At 71.3% G+C, this 15,840-nt stretch carries 14 protein-coding genes; 1 reads left to right on the top strand and 13 read right to left on the bottom strand.

Annotated elements, in window-relative coordinates; genetic code table 11:
* Positions 1–48: 48 nt before the first annotated feature.
* The 6 genes from AB0O40_RS02165 to AB0O40_RS02140 form a co-directional block, all read right to left on the bottom strand.
* A complete protein-coding gene (locus AB0O40_RS02165; RefSeq protein WP_365034689.1) occupies positions 49–1,836 on the bottom strand; it encodes an ABC transporter ATP-binding protein in 1,788 nt (595 codons plus the stop codon).
* A gap of 2 nt (positions 1,837–1,838) precedes the next feature.
* Positions 1,839–2,897, bottom strand: a complete 1,059-nt coding sequence (locus AB0O40_RS02160) for an iron-siderophore ABC transporter substrate-binding protein (RefSeq protein WP_365034687.1) — start codon at positions 2,895–2,897, stop codon at positions 1,839–1,841.
* 106 nt (positions 2,898–3,003) lie between these two features.
* A complete protein-coding gene (locus AB0O40_RS02155) occupies positions 3,004–3,861 on the bottom strand; it encodes an ABC transporter ATP-binding protein (protein WP_365034685.1) in 858 nt (285 codons plus the stop codon).
* A gap of 40 nt (positions 3,862–3,901) precedes the next feature.
* Positions 3,902–4,963, bottom strand: a complete 1,062-nt coding sequence (locus tag AB0O40_RS02150) for an iron chelate uptake ABC transporter family permease subunit (RefSeq protein WP_365034684.1) — start codon at positions 4,961–4,963, stop codon at positions 3,902–3,904.
* Entirely contained in the window at positions 4,960–6,018 is a 1,059-nt protein-coding gene (locus tag AB0O40_RS02145; RefSeq protein WP_365034682.1) for an iron ABC transporter permease, read from the bottom strand. Before AB0O40_RS02145 ends, AB0O40_RS02150 begins: the two co-directional genes overlap by 4 nt.
* A gap of 183 nt (positions 6,019–6,201) precedes the next feature.
* Positions 6,202–7,551, bottom strand: a complete 1,350-nt coding sequence (locus AB0O40_RS02140) for a SidA/IucD/PvdA family monooxygenase (protein ID WP_365034680.1) — start codon at positions 7,549–7,551, stop codon at positions 6,202–6,204.
* 262 nt (positions 7,552–7,813) lie between these two features.
* Here AB0O40_RS02140 and AB0O40_RS02135 point away from each other — a divergent pair, with 262 nt between their 5' ends.
* Positions 7,814–8,761 carry a methionyl-tRNA formyltransferase gene (locus AB0O40_RS02135; RefSeq protein WP_365034678.1) on the top strand — a complete coding sequence of 316 codons (948 nt, stop codon included), beginning with the start codon at positions 7,814–7,816 and terminating at the stop codon, positions 8,759–8,761.
* A gap of 114 nt (positions 8,762–8,875) precedes the next feature.
* On the opposite strand, the gene AB0O40_RS02130 is transcribed toward AB0O40_RS02135, so the two are convergent.
* The 7 genes from AB0O40_RS02130 to AB0O40_RS02100 form a co-directional block, all read right to left on the bottom strand.
* Complete coding sequence (locus AB0O40_RS02130; RefSeq protein ID WP_365034676.1) at positions 8,876–9,613, bottom strand: DUF5825 family protein; 738 nt, start codon at positions 9,611–9,613, stop codon at positions 8,876–8,878.
* A complete protein-coding gene (locus AB0O40_RS02125) occupies positions 9,604–11,463 on the bottom strand; it encodes a RiPP maturation radical SAM C-methyltransferase (RefSeq protein WP_365034674.1) in 1,860 nt (619 codons plus the stop codon). The genes AB0O40_RS02130 and AB0O40_RS02125 overlap by 10 nt, the downstream gene beginning before the upstream one ends.
* A gap of 159 nt (positions 11,464–11,622) precedes the next feature.
* Positions 11,623–12,714, bottom strand: a complete 1,092-nt coding sequence (locus tag AB0O40_RS02120) for a histidinol-phosphate transaminase (RefSeq protein ID WP_365034672.1) — start codon at positions 12,712–12,714, stop codon at positions 11,623–11,625.
* Positions 12,711–13,652 carry a 2-dehydropantoate 2-reductase gene (locus AB0O40_RS02115; protein WP_365034671.1) on the bottom strand — a complete coding sequence of 314 codons (942 nt, stop codon included), beginning with the start codon at positions 13,650–13,652 and terminating at the stop codon, positions 12,711–12,713. Before AB0O40_RS02115 ends, AB0O40_RS02120 begins: the two co-directional genes overlap by 4 nt.
* Positions 13,649–14,881 carry a cytochrome P450 gene (locus AB0O40_RS02110; protein ID WP_365034903.1) on the bottom strand — a complete coding sequence of 411 codons (1,233 nt, stop codon included), beginning with the start codon at positions 14,879–14,881 and terminating at the stop codon, positions 13,649–13,651. Before AB0O40_RS02110 ends, AB0O40_RS02115 begins: the two co-directional genes overlap by 4 nt.
* A 5-nt stretch (positions 14,882–14,886) precedes the next feature.
* A complete protein-coding gene (locus AB0O40_RS02105; RefSeq protein WP_365034669.1) occupies positions 14,887–15,177 on the bottom strand; it encodes a MoaD/ThiS family protein in 291 nt (96 codons plus the stop codon).
* A 3-nt stretch (positions 15,178–15,180) separates the two neighbouring features.
* Positions 15,181–15,831: a hypothetical protein gene (locus AB0O40_RS02100; RefSeq protein WP_365034667.1), complete on the bottom strand. Its 651-nt coding sequence runs from the start codon at positions 15,829–15,831 to the stop codon at positions 15,181–15,183.
* Positions 15,832–15,840: the final 9 nt, after the last annotated feature.

The raw sequence follows: 15,840 nt of genomic DNA, 5'->3' as shown, positions 1-15,840 counted from the left end.
AACACCCTTCCAAGTTGCGAAGGTCAGCCTAACCTAAGTTAGGGCTACCTAACTACCGTCTCGCCAGGCCCGCCAGAGCCTCGCGTAACGGCCACCGAGCGCCACCAACTCCTCGTGCGTGCCCTGCTCGACGACCCGCCCGGCGTCGAGCACCGCGATCCGGTCCGCGGCCACCGCCTGGGTCAGCCGGTGCGCCACGAACAAGGTCGTCCGGCCGGCACAGGCGGCCAGCACCGCGCGCTCCAGCTCGGCGGCACCCTCGCTGCCGGCCTCCGCGGTCGACTCGTCGAGCACCACCACGGGCGCACTGCCGAGCACCAGCCGCGCCAGCGCGATGGAGGCGACCTTGGTCCCCTCCAGGCGGTCGCCGCCCTCGCCCACCGCGGTGTACAGCCCGTCGGGCAGCGCCTCGACCCAGCCGTCGGCGCCCACCACGCGCAGCGCGTCCATCAGTTGCCCGTCGGACGCCTCCGGCGCCGCCAGCCGCAGGTCCTCGGCGAGCGGCCCGGAGAACACGTGCGTCTCCTGCGTCAGGATGCTCACCAGCGCCCGCGCCCCGGCCTCGTCGAGGTCGGCGAGGTCCGCCGACCCGATCCGCACCGAGCCGGACTGCGGGGACCCGATGCCGGCGATGAGGGCCGCCAGGGTCGATTTGCCCGCACCCGTCGCCCCCACGAGGGCCAGCGAACCGCCGGCCGGGATCGTCAGGCTGACGTCCCGCAGGACCGGTTCGTCGGCGCCCGGATAGGAGAACGTCAGTCCCTCCACCGTCACCGGCTGGGCCTTCGCGTCCGGCCGGACCACGCTCCGGTCGCCGACCAGCCGCTCGCCCGCGGACTCCGAGAGCACCCCGACCAGCCGGGTCAGGCTCGCGCCGGACTTCTGGGCCTCGTCGAAGGTGAACATGATGGCGCCCAGCGGGGTGAAGAGCCGGTGGAAGACCAGGGGCGCCGCCGAGACGTCGCCGAGGGAGGCCGAACCGGTCTCCAGCAGGACGTATCCCACCACGAGGATCAGCACCAGGCCGATGAACTCCGCCCGGTTCTCGCGTCCGACGAAGCGGCCGAAGAGGCGGAAGACGTCGATGCCGATGTCCCGCACCCGCTGCGAGTCGGCGGAGACCTTCTCGCGGAAGTCCGCCTCCAGCCGGTAGGCGCGTACCGTGTCGATGCCGTTCAGACCGCTGATCAGCGCCTGCGCGCGGTCGGCCTGGGCCACCGCGCGCTGCTGGTACAGGGGGGCCGACCGGGGCAGGTACCAGCGCAGGGCCAGCCCGTAGGCGGGCAGCGCACAGGCGCCCGCCAGGCCGAGCCGCCAGTCCAGCCCGAACATCCCGATGGTGGCGATCGCCACCAGCACGCCCGCGGAGAAGACGGTGGGGATGGCGGACCGGATGCCCTTGGACAGGACGGCGACGTCGTCGCCGACCCGGGAGAGCACGTCACCGCGGCCGACCTGCTCCACCCGGGCGCTGGGCATGCCCAGTACGGCCCGCACGGCGCCCTCGCGCAACTGCGCGAGCAGGTCGGCGCCGAGCCGGCCGATCAGGTAGGTCGACAAGGCGGTGGCCGCCGCGCCCAGGAGCGCGGCGGCCACCATCACGGCCCCGATCGGGACCAGGTCCGAGAGCGGACCGCCGTCGGCCACCCCGTCGACCACCCGGCCGACGAGGAGGACCGGGAGCATCTGCAGCGCCGCCCCGACCACCGTGCTGAGGACGGTGGCCGTGGTCAGCCAGGGCATCTCGCGGCAGTGTGCCGCGACCCATCGGGCTGCCTCACGTCCGGTCGTCGTGTGCAGGGTGGCCGGGGCGACGCGCGTTTCCGTGGTGCTCACACCTAGCCGATCGACTTGACGAGCTCGTCGATGGCGTACGGCATGGAGAGCAGGGTGGCCTGGGAGATGGCCGCGCCGGCCGCCGGGCCCTCGCTGTCGAGCACGTACGAGACCTTGTTGTTCTTCGTGACCTTGAGGTTCTTGAAGAGGTCGAAGTTCTTCAGCGCGTCCGTGTCGGCCTTGTCGTTGATGACGAAGACGCGGTCGACGTCGATGAGGTCCATGCGCTCCGGGGACAGCGCGGTGGAGAAGCCGCCCTTCGCGATCTTGTCGATCTCGGTCTGGCCCTTGAAGCCCATGCCGGTCAGGACCTGACCGCGCACGTCCGTCGTGGTGAAGGGGTTGACCGCGTCCTTGTACCAGGACAGGGCGACGGCGGTCTGCTGGGCGAACTCGGGGTGCGCCTTCTTGACCGCGGCCAGCTTGTCGTTGACGCCCTGGATCATCTTCTGACCCTCGTCGGCCTTGCCGAGCGCCTTGGCGATCTGGAGGGCGTTGTCCTGCCAGGGGGCGCTGAACGGCTCCTTCTCGGCCTTGGTGCGGCCGACCACGGGCGCGATCTTCGACAGCTTGTCGTAGGCGGCCTTGTCGACCTCGGAGTACACCGCGATGATCAGGTCCGGCCGCAGGGCCGCGATCTTCTCGTAATTGGGGCCGGAGTCACCGTTGTTCATGATGACGGTGGGCTTGGCGGAGCCCCACTTGTCCTTCACCCAGGGCCACTGGGTGTTGATGTCGGGGGACTTGCCCGCCGGGTTGGGGTACTGGTCGACCATGCCGACCGGCTTGATGCCGAAGGCGAGGACGGACTGGTCGTCGGTGTAGCCGACGGTCACGACCCGCTTGGGCGCGGACTTGACGGTCGTGGACCCGAAGGCGTGCTCCACGGTGACCGGGAAGACGCCCGACGCTGCGGGGGCGACCGCGCCCGTCTCCTTCTCGTCCTTGTCCGACTTCTCGGTGCCGCAGCCCGCGAGGAGGCTTACGCCGATGGCTGCGGCGGACACGGTCGCCGCCAGCCGGTGCCAGGGCTTGGTACGTGTCGTTCGGTCGAGGAGCATCCGGGGTTCCCTTGCTTTCGTGCGTTCTGATGCGACCCCATGTAAGGGCAGGCAAACCTTAGCGCGGGGTAATGAGGTAAGCCTAGCCTAAGTTGAGGTCTCCGGCTCACCCGCCCGCACTGTGGACGTGCGTCCGGCCGATCGGCACGATCAGCGGCCGGTCCCCCACCGGATCGTCGATCACCATCGCGCGCAACCCGAAGGCCTCTTCCAGCAGTTCGGCCGTCACCACGTCCCGCGGGTGGCCCTGCGCCAGGACCGAACCCGCCTTCATCACGATCAGGTTGTCGCTGTAGCGCGCGGCCAGGTTGAGGTCGTGCAGCACCATGACCACCGTGCGCCCCGCCTCGTGCAGGTCGTCGACCAGGTCCAGGACGTCGACGGCGTGCGCCAGGTCCAGGTAGGTGGTGGGCTCGTCGAGCAGCAGCAGACCGGTCCCCTGAGCCAGGGTCATGGAAATCCACACGCGTTGACGCTGACCGCCCGAGAGCTCGTCGACGGGGCGGTCGGCCAGGTCCTCGACACCGGTCATGGCCAGCGCCCGCGCCACGACGGAGGCGTCGTCCGAGGACCACTGGCGCAGCCAGCTCTGGTGCGGGTGCCGGCCCCGGGCGACCAGGTCGGCCACCGTCAGCCCCTCCGGCGCGACCGGGGACTGGGGCAGCAGGCCGAGCTTCTTGGCCACGTCCCGGGTCCTGAGCCGGGCGATGTCCTCGCCGTCCAGCACGACGGACCCCTTCGTCGGCTTGAGCAGCCGCGAAAGGGTCCGCAGGAGGGTGGACTTGCCGCAGCCGTTCGGGCCGATGATCGTGGTCACGACCCCCTCGGGGATCGTCACGTCCAAGGCGTCGATGACGGTCCGTTCGCCGTACCCGACACTGACCCCCCGGGCCGCCAGGCGCGGCACGGCACCCGCTTCCGTACGGGTCTCGCTGTCGGTCTCGGCGATGAACTGAGCGGCCACGGCTCCCCCTTTATTTAGGCTTGCCTAACCTTTCTACCACCTACCGGCGGTTCGCCCGCACCAGGAGGTAGATGAGGAAGGGGCCGCCGATGGCGGCGGTGACGACGCCGACCGGAAGCGTCACGGGCAGGGCCGTCCGCGCCACCAGGTCCGAACCCAGCAGCAGCAGGGCCCCCACCGCGGCGGAGGCGGTCATCGGGGGCGTCGGCGACTTCGTCAGACGCATCGCCACCTGGGGCGCCACCATCGCGACGAAGGGGACCGGCCCGGCGGCGCTGACCGCCATCCCCGCCAACAGCACGGCGCACAGCAGCAGGACGGCGCGCACCCGCGCGTACCGCACCCCCAGACCCGCGGCCACGTCGTCGCCGAAGTGCAGCGGCTTGAACTGGAAGGCGATGCAGGCCACCACCGCCACCAGGGCGACGGTCCCCCACAGCGCGATCCTGACCTCGTCCCACGACCGGTCGTCCAGGGAGCCGACCAGCCACGCCTGGGCCCGCGCCACGTCCCTGATGTCGGCGCTGACCAGGAGCCAGGTCGTGACCGACTCCATCACCGCGCTCACCGAGATGCCGATCAGGATGAGCCGGAAGCCGTCGACCCCGCGCCGCCAGGCCAGGAAGTAGACCAGCAGGCCGGTGCCCAGGCCGCCGGCGAGCGCCGCGGCGGACAGGCCCACCGAGCTGATCACCGCGGCGGCCGCCCCTCCGGACGCCGTCACCAGCAGCACGGCGACCGCGCTGGCGCCGCCGGTGATGCCCAGGATGTCCGGACTGGCCAGCGGATTGCGGGCGATGGACTGCGTGAGCGCCCCGGAGACCCCGAGCGCCACCCCCACCACCAGGCCGGCGGCGGCCCGGGGCATCCGCAGGTCCATGATCACGAACTCGTCGACCTGCTCGCCCCGGCCGAACAGCGTGGCGACCACCTGCCGCAGGCTGAGCGGGAAGTCCCCCACCGCGATCGACAGGCAGAAGACCAGGAAGACGGCGGCCGCCAGCAGCAGCGTGACCGCCACCATCCTGGGCCGCCATACGAACGACACGCCGCCGACCCGGACGCCGGGCGTCATCTGCGGCTTCACCGCTGTCTCGTTCATGCGCTCTTGAACTTTCCCCGCCACACCATGACCGCGAAGAAGGGGGCGCCCAGGAGAGCGACGAGGATGCCCGCGTCGAGCTCACCCGGGCGCACCACGACGCGCCCCACGATGTCGCAGACCAGGAGGACGACGGCGCCGAGCAGGCCCGCGTACGGCACCAGCCACCGGTAGTCGGGGCCGGCGAGGTACCGGGCCACGTGCGCGACCATCAGGCCCAGGAAGGCGATGGACCCGCAGGCCGCCGTGGCCGCTCCGGCCAGCAGCGTGATGGCGATGATGCCCGCGGTCCGGACCAGCGCGATGTTGACGCCCAGTCCGCGGGCCACGTCGTCGCCGAGGTTGAGGAGGTTGAGGGAGGGCAGGGTGGCCACCGCCAGCAGCAGCCCCGCGCCGACGAAGAAGGTCACCGGCCAGATGATGCGGAAGCCCACCCCGGCCACCGAGCCGGCGTTCCAGAACCGCAGGGCGTTGAGGGCCGCCTTGTCCGACAGCGCGACCGCCGTCGTCATCGCCGCGAGGAACACGGTGACGCCCTGGCCGGCGAGCGCGAGGGTGAGCGGGTTCCCGGCGCCGCGGCCGATGCTGGAGAGCCCGAAGACGACGACCCCCGCCGTCGCGGCGCCCAGGAAGGCGAACCAGACGTACTGGTAGGGGCTGGTGAGCCCGAACAGGGAGATCGCCGTCACCACGGCGAAGGAGGCGCCCGTGTTCACGCCGAGCAGGCCGGTGTCCGCGATGGGGTTGCGCGTGAACCCCTGGATCAGTGCGCCGCCGACGCCCAGGGCGATGCCGGCGACGATCGCGAGCACCGTCCGGGGCACCCGGACGGTCTGCACGATGAGCCGGATGTCGGTGAGCCGCTGGTCCGGCTCCGGGCCCGCGACCAGGCCGTGCCACACCTCGGCGGGGCTCAACGCCCGCGCGCCGACGGCGAGGGAGGCCATCGCGGCCACCACCAGGACCGCCGTCACGGCGGCCAACCCCACTATCCGCCGCCGCCGGGCCACCAGGACCCTGGTGAGCGGCGGGCGTTCCACTGTCGTCGTGCCCATGTCGGCCTACGCTATCCCTCGCTGACACCGTGCCGTGCCGGAGCACTGCGCCGTCGGACGGGCCGCCGGGCGGTCCGGTCCGCGGGGCACGGAGGTCCCTCTCTGTGAAGTGCCGCGAGCACGACCGCACCCGCCGCGCATCGGATGCGCGGCGGGCCCGGTCGTGCTCCTGTCGCCGTCGTGCTACGCCTGGCTCACGTGGCCGGCCACCGGACGGGCCTCGTCGGCCGCGGCCCTGGCGGTGCGGTCGAGGATCGAGTCGAGGATCTCGCCGACGCGTATGGCGGTGTTGGAGAGCAGGGAGGAGGTGATGCCGTGGGTGTGCTCGGTACCGCCCTGGAGGTAGATGCCGCAGTGCAGTTCGGGGTCGGTGGTCACGCGGTAGTCGCGCTCGACCCGGACCCGGCCCTGGTCGTCGCGGTGGCACTGGCGCGCCACCTCGCCGAGCAGGCCGAGGCCGTCGGCCTGCAGGTAGCCGGTGGCGCACACGACGACGTCGGCGTCCAGCACGCTCTCCTCGCCGGTGACGAGGGAGGTGACGGTGGCGCGGACCCCGTCGGGCGTCTCCGAGACCCCGGTCAGGCGCGAGATGTTGATGAACCGCAGCCGCTCGTTGCCGAGCACCTTCTCCTGGTACGCCTGGCGGTACAGGTCGTCGATGAGGTCGATGTCCACCACGGAGTAGTTGGTGTTGCCGTGGTAGCCCATCAGCCGCCGCTTGATGTCCTCCGGCGCGGTGAAGTACTCGTCCACGGCCTGGGGGTCGAAGATGCGGTTGGCGAAGCTGCTGTCGTCCGCCGGGCTGTAGCCGTAGCGGGAGAAGACCGCGCAGATCTCGGCCTGGGGGAAGCGGCGGTGCAGGTAGGCGACGTTCTCGGCGGCGCTCTGACCGGCGCCCACCACGATGAAGCGCCGGGGCTCGGAGCCGTCGAGCCCGTCCACCTTCGCGAGCAGGTCGGAGTTGTGCCAGACCCGGTCGGTGCGCTCGACGCCCTCCGGCATGACGGCGCGCAGGCCGGTGCCGATGACGAGGTTGCGGGCGCGGTGGACGACCACCTCGTCGCCGGAGCGCGAGGTCACGTCGAGGTATTCCACCACGCCGTCGCGGAGGACGGGCTCGACGGAGACGACCTGGTGGCCGTACGAGACCATGTCGTCGACCTTGGCCGCGGCCCACTCGAAGTAGTCGTGGAACTCGACCCGGAGCGGGAAGAGGTTCTTGTGGTTGACGAAGTCGATCAGGCGGTCCTTGCTCTGCAGGTACCGCAGGAAGCTGTACTCGCTGGACGGGTTCCGGAGCGTCACCAGGTCCTTCAGGAAGGACACCTGCATCGTCGCGTCGTCGATGAGCATGCCGCGGTGCCACCCGAAGCTGGGCTGCTGCTCGAAGAAGTGGGCCGTCACGGCCTCGTGCCTTCCGACGCGCGCATTGTGCTCGGTGAGCGCGATCGCCATGGCGACGTTCGACGGGCCGAAGCCGATACCGATCAGGTCGTGGATCAGTGGTGCGTCGCCAGGAAGAGCCTGAGACATGTCACTCCCATTCGTGCGGGGACAGCCGCCAGCCAGGCGTCCTGTCGGGGTGGGGAAAAGGGGGAGTCCAGGCACGCCGGTGACCGGCAGGCCGAGTGGAACTTAGGTAAAGCTAACCTGATCCAGCCAGGCTGTCGACCAGGCAAAGCAGACATATCGCCACACCGTCGGTCAATTGAGCCCGGAATCGGGGTCGTTGCATCGTTAGGTAAGGCTTGCTTTACTTGATCCTGCTCATTCGCTCTTCTGAGGAGGAACCCCGATGCGGGTCGTCATGTTCGGTTATCAGACCTGGGGCCACCGCACCCTCAAGGCGCTGCTGGAGTCCTCGCACGAGGTCGTGATGGTCGTGACGCACCCCAAGAGCGAGCACGCCTACGAGAAGATCTGGAGCGATTCCGTAGCCGACCTCGCCGAGGAGCACGGCGTCCCGGTCGTCATCCGCAACCGCCCCGACGACGAGGAACTGTTCCAGCGGCTCAAGGAGGCCGACCCGGACATCATCGTCGCCAACAACTGGCGCACCTGGATACCGCCGCGCATCTACACCCTGCCGCGCCACGGCACCCTGAACGTCCACGACTCCCTGCTGCCCAAGTACGCCGGCTTCTCCCCGCTCATCTGGGCCCTCATCAACGGCGAGTCCGAGGTGGGCGTCACGGCGCACATGATGGACGAGGTCCTGGACGCGGGCGACATCGTGGACCAGCGCGCGGTCCCGGTGGGCCCCGCGGACACCGCGACCGACCTCTTCCACAAGACGGTCGACCTCATCGCCCCGGTCACCATCGGCGCCCTGGACCGGATCGCCGCCGGCGAGACCGAGTTCACCCGGCAGGACCGCTCGCAGGCCAGCTTCTTCCACAAGCGGGCCGAGGAGGACATCCGGATCAACTGGGAATGGCCCGCCGAGGTCCTGGAGCGCCTGGTGCGCGCCCAGTCCGCGCCGTACCCGGCCGCCTTCACCTTCCACAAGGGCAAGCGCCTGGAGGTGCTGGCCGCGGTCGTCTCCGAAGGCGTCTACGGGGGCACCCCCGGCCGCATCTTCTACCGCGAGGGCGAGGGCGTGGTGATCGTCGCCGGCGCCGACGCCCGGACCGGCCGCAACCACGGCCTGGCCATCACCCGGGTCCGCACCGAGGACGGCCGCGAGCTCGGCGCCGCCGAGTACTTCACCTCCATGGGCGGGTACCTGACCGGCCGCGCCTGACCCGGCCCGCGGTTCCCGCACCACCGGTCCCCGCCCCGCTCCGGACGGTCCCCGGCAGGGCGGTGCGTACCGCCGCGCACGTCGACGACCTGCGCGGCGGTACGGTCCGTCCCGCTACTCCCCCGCCTCGTCCTTCTTCTTGCCGGCCGCGGCCAGGGTGCCGCCCAGCAGGGCCGCGCCCAGCGGCCACTCGCGCATGTGCACGGGCAGGGTCACGGCGTGGCCGCCGACCCGCAGGAGCAGCCCCGACTCCACCAGCCCCCGGGCCGCGGCGGCCCGCTCCGGGTCCGCGGTCAGCTCGGTCCAGGCAGGGCCCGCGAGGCCCTGGAGGAAGACCTCGATCACGGTCGGGTCGGCCAGGATCGTCTCGCCGGCGGACTCGGGCCGCTGGTCGACCACCGACAGGAAGCCCGGACCCCGCCGGAAGTAGAGCAGCCCGAAGCTGTCGGCCGACCGCCAGCCGGCGGCCGGCGCCCGGCACGGCTGCTGCACGGTGACGCGCTCCGGGGCCGGCAGGTGGTCGAGCCGGCCGACCAGACCCAGCCGGTCCGCGCCCAGGGTCAGCGCCCAGCTCACCCGGGCACCGATCGAGGCGCACTCCCGCAGCAGCGCCACCACCCGCACGATCACCTCGTCCGGGAGCGCCGAGAGGTCGACGGTCCGGGCCAGCCGGACCCCGGCGACCGGCACCCGGCCCAGCAGGGCCGCCAGTTCGGCCGGCGCGGGCAGGGCCTCCCACTCGGCGCCCAGGGTCAGGGTCGTGGACCCCGGTCGGCCGCCGGCCGGGGCGGGCGCCTGCGCCGTGCCCCGCTCCCGCAGCTCCGCGATGTCCATCAGCGCGCTCACGCCCATGCCGCCACCTCCTTGCCGCCGACCAGCTTGCGGCGGTACGGGTCCACTTCGAGTGCCACGCTCACGTACCGGCCGTCGTCCTCGAAGGCCAGCCCCCGGTCGACGAAGTACCGCAGGATCTCCTCGAGTTCCGCCTCCCCGACCACGTGCCCCTCGGCCGCCAGCCGGCGCCGGATGCCCTCGCGGGCGGCGCACTGGAACATCCCGAGGTACACGTTGCTGCGCACCTCGTCGAGCACGATGTCCTCCTCGGGCCAACTGGCCCGGCGGTCCTCGATCACCACCCGGCCGCGCTCGTCGGTCCAGTAGGACAGCAGGCTCTTCGGGTACGCCCTGGCCCATTCCTCGGCCGCCTGCTTCAGCTCGTCCTCGACGGCCCCGGAAATCCCCTGGACGCTGGTGTCGAAGAAGAAGACGAGGTCGTACAGCTCGTTCCGCGGCACCTGGTAGATGTAGTCGTAGATCTCCGACGGCCGGCGGAACATGAACCCCTGGGTGGGGTCCTCGAAATGCGGGCTGAACCGCTCCAGCGCGATGCGCCAGGCGCCGGTCGGCGGTTGCAGGTGTTCCAGCGCGGCGAACTTCCCGAGCATGCCCCGGTAGTCCTCCGCGGTCTCCCCCGGGAATCCGTACAGGATGTTCCAGGTGACGTTCAGACCGAGGTCCTGGCCGTCGCGCAGCATGCGGACGTTGTGCGCGCCGCTGACGCCCTTGTCCATGAGCTTGAGGACGTGACTGCTCAGGCTCTCGATGCCGGGCTGTACGTAGAGGACGTTCGCCTCCTTCAGTTTGCCCAGCTGCGCCTTGGTCATGTTGGACTTGATCTCGTAGTGGATCCGGAGGTCGCAGTCCAGGGCGGCGATTTCCGGCATCGCGGTGTTCAGGTACTTCATGTCGAGGATGTTGTCGACCATGACCAGGTCGAGGACCTGGTACTTCTGCGCGATGTCGTTGACCTCCTGGGCGATGCGGCCGGGCGCCTTGCTGCGGAAGTCGATGTTCGACCCGTTCAGGCCGCAGAAGGTGCACTGGTGCGCCTCGCCCCACCAACAGCCGCGGGAGGTCTCCAGCACCGCCATCGGGCGGACGTGGTGGCGGATCGGGGACTTCGCCAGCTGGGCGAAGAAGTTGTCGTAGTCGGGCGCGGGCACCGCGGCGAACGGCAGCGCCCCCTTGGCCGGCTCGTTGACCACGGTCCGCCCGTCCGCGTCCCGCCAGCTCAGCCCCGGTACGTCGGCCGGACTGCCGCCCTTGCGCAGGCGGTTGAGGAGGGCGGGCAGGGCCCGCTCGCCCTCGCCGCTGACCACGAAGTCCAGCTGCGGGAAGTTCCGGTGCAGCGCGGGACCCTGGGCGCCGTCGCAGTTGCTGCCGCCGATGACCGTGCGGATGCCCGGGACGAGCTTCTTCAGCTCCTTGGCGAGCGCCAGCGAGGGCACGTTCTGCATGAAGGTGGTGGTGAACCCGACCACGTCCGGCGGATCGGCGGCTATTTCGGCCGCGAGGGCCCGGATGAATCCCGGGGCGTGTTTCTGCATTTCCACCGGAAGCGTCGGGTCCACGTCCCGGTCCGTGAGGAACCGGGCGTATTCCTCGGCCTGGTACCCGTCGATGTCGTACAGCGCGGAGGTGAAGACCCAGTCACCCACTCCGTGGAATACCTGATCCGCCGTGTCGCCGTACACCTGGGGCGTGATCGCGCCGTCGGTCTCGCGCATCAGCCATTCCGCCCAGCGGAGGTTGGCGTACAGTTCGTCGACCTGCCAGCCGGCGGCCTGTCTGGTGACGCAGGGCCCCAGGATTCCGAGCGCGCTGGAGGGAGTGTCGAGTCCTTGCCATGGCATGGCAATCATCAGGATTCTCACAGGATGCCTACCCTAGAATTGCTCTCGCTTACGTGGTGACGTGGCCGATAAACTGCCCCGAGATTACTCGGATCAAGCCAGTCCGGAAGATGCCGGGAAGGCCCCGGGAGAAGAATCGACCAGCGGTCCAGCGGCGGTCCGGGAATTTCAGAACCGCATTCCACGCGCCCACTGCCCGAGCGCTGCCAGGAGCATGTCGTGGGCCTCCGGGGCGCCCACCGAGACGCGTACGCCCTGCCCCTGGACGGCCCGTACCCGCACCCCGGCCGCGGCGGCGGCCCGACCGAAGGACGCGGCGTGCGAGGGGATCGGCAGCCACAGGAAGTTGGCCTGCGAGGGCAGCACGGGCAGTCCCAGCTCCCGTAGCCGCAGCGCCAGTTCGGACCGGGCGGCGGCCACGGACGCGAGCCGGCCCCGCAGTTCGGCGCCGTTGCCCAGCGAGAGGATCGCGGCGTGCTCCGCCAGCCGGGTCACCCCGAAGGGGATCGCCGTCTTGCGTACGGTGGCCATGACCTCGCGGGGTCCGGCGGCATAGCCCACCCGCAGCCCCGCCAGGCCGTAGGCCTTGGAGAAGGTCCGCAGCACCACGGTCCGCCCCGCCGGGCGGAGCACGTCCGGCAGCCCCGGCGGATCGCCGCAGCGCTCGAACTCCACGTAGGCCTCGTCGAGGACGGTGACCACGTGCTCCGGCAGGGAGCGTAGGAAGGCGTGCAGCCGCTCCCGCTCGATGACGGTGCCGGTGGGGTTGTGCGGGGAGCAGAGGATGACGACCTTGGTGCGGCCGGTCACCCGCGCGGCGAGCGCGTCGAGGTCGTGGTGGCCGGAGCCGGTCAGCGGCACGGTCACGCTGGTGGCGCCGGCGACGGCGACCAGCAGCGGGTAGGCGTCGAAGCCCGGCCAGGCGTAGACGACCTCGTCGCCGGGGCCGCACAGGGCGAGCAGGATCTGCTGGAGGACGCCCGCGCTGCCCGGGCCGACGGCCACCTGGTCCGGGGCCACCCGCAGGTGTCCGGCCACCGCTTCGGTGAGCTCCCGGGCGGTCGGGTCGGGGTAGCGGCCCAGCCGCGGCAGTTCGCTCTGGACGCCGGCGAGCACGGACGGCAGCGGCGGCAGGGCCAGTTCGTTGCTGGACAGGTCGTGGGCGGCGCGCGGGCCGGAGCCGGCCCGCGCCGACTCCTCGGCCCGGTAGGCCGTCAGGTCCGCCAGCGTGCCGCGTTCGGCGTAGGTCGTGTGCGTCATCGGGCGGCCTTCTCCTGGTGCAGGGCGAGCAGGGCGAGCAGCGTCTCGTGGACGGGGGCGGCCAGCCCGGCCCGGCCGGCCAGCCGCACCACGGCGCCGGTCCAGGCGTCCAGTTCGGAGGGCCGGCCCGCGAGCACGTCGCGTTGCAGGGAGGAGGTGGCGTCGGGCGCCTGCCGGTCCATCAGCTCCACCGCCCGCTCCACGGCGTCCGCGGGCAGGCCGATCCCGAGCTTCAGCGCGGTCTCGTACACCTCCCGCATCCCGGCGATCAGCAGGTTCCGGGTGCCGGGGCGGGAGCGGAGCTCGCCGATGGTGGCGCCGGTGGCCGCGCCCACGCTGCCGATGGGTGCCACCAGCAGGAACTTCCCCCACAGCTCGGCCCGGACGTCGGTGGGCTCGGGCACGCCGACCCCGGCGTCCCGCAGGGCCGCGCGCAGCCGCTCGACCCGCTCGCTGGTACCGCTGTCCCACTCCGCGAAGGCCAGCGCGCCGGGCGGACCCACGTGCCGGATCCGGCCGGGTCCCTCCGTCGCCGCGACCACCCGGACCAGGCCCGGGAGCACCCGGTCGCGGCCGAGGGCGGCGGCCACCTGCTCGGGGGCCTCCACGCCGTTCTGCACGGTGACCACGGCCGTGGCCGGGCCGATCAGCGGGCCGATCCCGTCGAGGGCCGCGGCCAGCTGCGAGGTCTTGACGCAGAGCAGGACGTGGTCGACCGGTCCGAGCTCCCCCGGGTCGTCCGAGGCCCGCACCGCGGGCACCGACCAGCCGCCGGCGCCGTCGGCGACGTGCAGCCCGTCCGTGCGCAGGGCCTCGAGCCCGGCGCCCCGGGCCAGGAAGCGGACGTCGTGGCCGGCGGCGGCGAGCCGGCCGCCGAAGTATCCGCCCACCGCGCCGGCCCCGACCACCGCGACGGCCGGGCCCTTGCCGCCGCTCATCGGGGCAGCCTCCGGCCGACGCGGACGGGCAGGGCGACCAGGCCCCGGCTGAGCGAGCTGTCGCTGACCCACTCGATCTCGTCCTCGGGCACCGCGAGCGCCAGCCCGGGCAGCCGGCGCAGCAGGGTCGAGAAGGCGATCTGCCCCTGGAGCCGGGCCAGCGGGGCACCGATGCAGAAGTGCGCGCCGTGCCCGAAGGCCAGGTGGCGGTTGGGCGAGCGGGTGACGTCGAAGCGGTCCGGGTCCTCGTACACGTCCGGGTCGTGGCCCGCGGCGTTGAGCGAGAGGTGGACGAAGCTGCCCTTGGGGATGTCCACCCCGGCCAGGTGCATGTCCTCGGCGGCGGTGCGCAGCGAGGCCCAGCCGGCCGACCCCTCGATGCGCAGGATCTCCTCGATCGCGGTGGGGATCGTGGCCGGGTCCTGGCGGAGCAGGGCCAGTTGCTCGGGGTGGCGCAGCAGCAGCGAGGTGCCGTTGCCGATCATGTTGGCCACCGTCTTGTGCCCGGCGATGATCAGCAGGAGGAGCGTGGACAGCAGCTCCTGGTCGCTGTACGAGCCCTCGTCCCGGGCCCGGATGATCATGCTGAGGAGGTCGTCCCGCAGGTCCTTGCGGCGCTCGGCCGCCAGCGCGGTGAAGTACGCCGAGAACTCCTCGCCGGCCGCCTTGAGTTCACCGTCCCCGGTGCACGGGCCCTGGCTCAGGACGTGGCTCCACCGCAGGAACAGCGGCCGGTCCTCGACCGGGATGCCCAGGTACTCGCAGATGACGGTGAGCGGCAGCGGCAGCGCGAACTCGGTCAGCAGGTCGACCTCGCCGGAGTCCGGGAAGCCGTCGATGAGGTCGTCGACGATCTCCTGGATGCGCGGCGCGAGCCGGGCAACCGTGCCGGGCAGGAAGGCCCGGCGGATCGGCTCCTTGAGCCGGGTGTGCCGGGGCCCGTCGGCGAAGCCGAGGTTGCCGGCCACCAGCAGGCTGTTGTCGACGACCTTCTCCCGGAACTCCTCGGGAAGGTTCTCGACCTGCTTGGAGAGCCGCGCGTCGCCCAGGGCCTCCTCGACGACCTTGTTCGAGAGCACCGCGTACGCCTGGGCGCCGGGCGGGACGTTGATGCGGTGCACCGGGCACTGCGACCGCAGTTCGGCGGTGCGCGGGTGCGGGTCGGGCCCGGGGGTGGTGAAGTACTCGGTGGGTATGACGTCCGAGTCGGTGGTCATGACCTCTGGCATCGCGGTCACCGCTCCCGCGGTTCGCCGCTGCCGCCGGCCACCGCCGGGATGATCCAGATGACGTCGTCCTCCGAGACGGGCGTGTCGATGCCCTCCAGGTCCCGGATGTCGTCGTCGTTGCGGTAGACGTTCACGTACCGCTTCACGGCGCCCTTGTCGTCCATGAGCCGGTCGAGGGAGCCCGGACAGTCCGCGTCCAGTCCGAAAAGCACCTCGCGGACGCTCTCGCCGTCGACCGGGACCTTCTTGCCGCAGCCCAGGGCGAGGAAAGCCGAGGGGAGTTTGACGTCGGCCATTTCTCATACCTCCACGTTGAATTCGTCACGGATCGTCGACGGAATGCTGATGGAAAGCCGTTCGCATTCCTCGGGACCGGGCCGCCAGCCCGCCACCTGGTGGGCGATCTCGCCCTCGCTCTGATGGACGTACCAGATCACGTTCACGGGCCAGGAGGACTGGCGGAAGAGGTAGTCGTCCATCTGCGTGGGGTGCGCGCTCAGCTTCTGGAACCGCTCGCGCGGGGGGCCGATCTCGTGCCAGTTCGGGTGCGAGTGGATGGATCCCATCAGGTCCAGGCCCTTCTCGGACTGGCGCATGATGGCCCGCAGGACGCCCTTGTCGTCGGACCAGAACCCGCGCTTCGGGTTCCGGTACACGTCGCCGAACCGGGGGGCGATCGCGTGTTCGAACTCGGAGATGACGCTCTCGTCGCTGTCGCGGACGTTGGGCACGAACTCGATCTCGCTGATCGTGATCTCGCTGCCGTCGGACTGCCCGAAGAGCAGGCCCGAGGCGCGCGGGAGGTGATGGGGCACCCCCTCCTCGTCACGGCTGTCGAGGCACTTCTGGTATTCCTGCACGGCGTCGCTGAGGAAACGTCTGGCAGCTTCGGTTTCGAATCGGATGGTCCCCGGCATCTCGCCGAACAGACCCGTGTCGACTTCTGTCACCTCTGGCCC

It is taken from the genome of Streptomyces sp. NPDC089919 (assembly GCF_040684615.1).
Lineage (GTDB): Bacteria > Actinomycetota > Actinomycetes > Streptomycetales > Streptomycetaceae > Streptomyces.
Note: the sequence above shows the minus strand (reverse complement) of the source record. Positions and strands in the feature narration are given on the sequence as shown.